Raw genomic sequence first — 2,538 nt, 5'->3', positions numbered from 1 at the left:
TCACCGCGCCGAGCAGCAGCAAAAGCAACGCTACAAAAGCGATGATTGCGCCCATTATTTTCCGCCGCCCCGCAGATGCTCGATCATCAGCCGGTCTTCCGGCCTGCCTCTGGCTTCGAGCGCCTTCAACCCGCCGGTCGCGAACACGGCGACAGCCGAAAGCAGTCCGGCCAGGGTCGCGGCAGCCCGCCGATCAAACCGGAACCAGGCCCCCTTGGACAGCCGCGCAACCTCTTTGAATGCCTTTTCCGCGCTGGAATCATGGCCTTCCTGAAAGACGAAGACAGGAACGCCATGAAGGCCGAGGCTGCCGGCCTTTTCGGCCAGATCGTCGATATCCTCTTCCATCGCATCGCCGATATAGACCAGCGCATTGACCTTAGCGGTTGCCGTCTGTTTCAACGCATGCGCCAGCACCTTGCCGATCTGGGTGTGACCGCTGCGGCACTCGATCCGCGTCATCAGCTGCTTCAAGGCATTGGTGTCGCTCACGAAAGCGGACGAACGGCACTCGCCAAGACCGCGAAAATAAACCAGTTGCACGCTGAGGGTTCCTGCCTTGCCGACGGCGTCGAACATCTGGCCCTGCAGCGTGCAGGCCAGATCCCAGGTTGGCTGGCGGCTCATCGTCGCGTCGAGAGCAAGGATCAGCCTGCCCGAACCGGTCGCCGATGCGGCAAGTGTCCTCGCCTGGCGAATGAAGGCGTCGATCTCGCCAGCGTTGGATTGAGGCTTGATCGGCGCAGGATTGGTCCTCGCTGGCACAGGTTGCTTCTTATCGCTCATAAAAAACAAGATGTGGCGTTGCCACATCGCTTGCAAGCCCCACATCGGGTGGCACAAAGGGCCAGACGGTGATGCCACCTGGGGTCAGAGCAGGCCGAGGTCGGCAAGCTCGCGCCTGAGTTTCGGCGGCATCTCGATCAGTCCGGCCTTGCCCTTGCCCAGATCGAGCGGCGCGTCGGCCGGCTTCAGATAGCGCCAGCCCTGAAAGGCCCGGCGCGGCTGCCAGTCGGTTCGAACAACCTCGGGGTCGAGAATCAGGTGGCAGCGGCCGATGCCTTCACTATCGGTGAACGGCCGGATCTCGGTGATCAGTTGGCGGCACTGCACATTTCCTTTGATCACCCAATAGAGCGAACCGCCATCGGTGACCTCGGCGCCGCGCGTCGGCATCATGCGCGTGGTGTGATATTGCTCGACCGGCTCACCGGCGCGCCGCCGCTCGTCGAGGCGGAAGGCGATCCACTCCTCGAGATCTTCGACGCTGTCGCAGCCGACACAGAGTTTTATGAGATTGAGAGACATCGCTTAAGGTTAGTCCCGCATGCGGACGCGTCAACGACCGGATCGACTTCTCCACAGTGGCAGTTTAGGCCAGCCTTCAGCATTCCACGACGTTGACGGCGAGCCCACCCAGGCTGGTTTCCTTGTACTTCTCGTTCATGTCGAGGCCGGTCTGGCGCATGGTCTCGATTGCTGCATCGAGAGGTACGAAATGGGTGCCGTCGCCCTTGATGGCCAGTGACGCTGCCGTCACCGCCTTGACCGCGCCCAGCGCATTGCGCTCGATGCACGGCACCTGCACCAGCCCGCCAACCGGATCGCAGGTCATGCCGAGATGGTGTTCGAGCGCGATCTCGGCGGCATTCTCGACCTGCTCGGGCGTACCGCCCATGACGGCGCACAGGCCGGCCGCCGCCATTGCCGATGCCGACCCGACCTCGCCCTGACAGCCGACTTCGGCGCCGGAGATCGAAGCATTGGTCTTGATGATGCCGCCGACCGCAGCAGCCGTCAGCAGGAAATCACGAATGCTCGGCTGGTCCGCCTCGGGATGGAAATGCAGCCAGTAGCGCAGCACCGCCGGCAGCGTGCCGGCCGCACCGTTGGTCGGCGCTGTGACGACCCGGCCGCCAGCGGCGTTTTCCTCGTTCACCGCCATGGCGTAGATCGACAGCCAGTCATTGGCGAGCAAGGGATTGGGCTTGTTCTGCTGCCATTGCTCCTGCAGCTTGTCATGCAGCATGCGGGCACGGCGGCGCACCTTCAACCCGCCCGGCATGATGCCGTCCTGCGACAGGCCGCGGTCGATGCAGCCTTTCATGGCGCTCCAGATGCCGTCGAGGCCGGCGTCGAGCGCCTCGCGCGTCATCTGCGTCTCCTCGTTGACGCGTTTCATGTCGGCGATGGAAAGGCCGCTTTTGCCGGCCATGGCCAGCATCTCGACCGCATTCTTGAACGGATAAGGCACTTTCTTGCCTTCCGTCGTCACCGATCCCTTGGCCTTCATCCGCTGCAGTTCCTCTTCGGAAACCACGAAGCCGCCGCCGATCGAATAATAGATGCGCTTGAGCAGCAGGCGGCCGCCGGAATCATAGGCGTAGAACGCCATGCCGTTGGCGTGGCCGGTGAGCGGCGTCTTGCGGTCCAGCACCAGATCGCTGGCCGGATCGAAGCGATAGGTGGGATGGCCGGGCGGCGAAATACGCTTTTCGGCGGCGATGCGACTGGCAATGCCATCGGCCTGGTCGGGAT

Annotated in this window: 3 protein-coding genes; all 3 read right to left on the bottom strand. The window is 63.1% G+C overall.

What is annotated here, in order from left to right:
• Window positions 1-54 precede the first annotated feature (54 nt).
• Window positions 55-786, bottom strand: coding sequence for a hypothetical protein (locus tag EN969_RS26350; protein WP_027161546.1), 732 nt, complete (start codon window positions 784-786; stop codon window positions 55-57).
• 84 nt (window positions 787-870) lie between these two features.
• Complete coding sequence (locus tag EN969_RS26345) at window positions 871-1,308, bottom strand: DUF1489 family protein (protein ID WP_013531780.1); 438 nt, start codon at window positions 1,306-1,308, stop codon at window positions 871-873.
• Between the two features lie 76 nt (window positions 1,309-1,384).
• Window positions 1,385-2,538: L-serine ammonia-lyase (locus tag EN969_RS26340; RefSeq protein WP_127419527.1), on the bottom strand; the 1,154-nt coding region annotated here is incomplete at its 5' end.

It is taken from the genome of Mesorhizobium sp. M7A.F.Ca.CA.003.01.2.1 (assembly GCF_003998945.1).
Classification (GTDB): domain Bacteria; phylum Pseudomonadota; class Alphaproteobacteria; order Rhizobiales; family Rhizobiaceae; genus Mesorhizobium; species Mesorhizobium ciceri.
This window is presented reverse-complemented; position numbering and strand designations above follow the sequence as displayed.

What these genes read in the sequence shown, in the direction of transcription:
- EN969_RS26350 (WP_027161546.1), bottom strand. Translation starts at nt 786, where the DNA reads ATGAGCGATAAGAAGCAACCTGTGCCAGCGAGGACCAATCCTGCGCCG.
- EN969_RS26345 (WP_013531780.1), bottom strand. Translation starts at nt 1,308, where the DNA reads ATGTCTCTCAATCTCATAAAACTCTGTGTCGGCTGCGACAGCGTCGAA.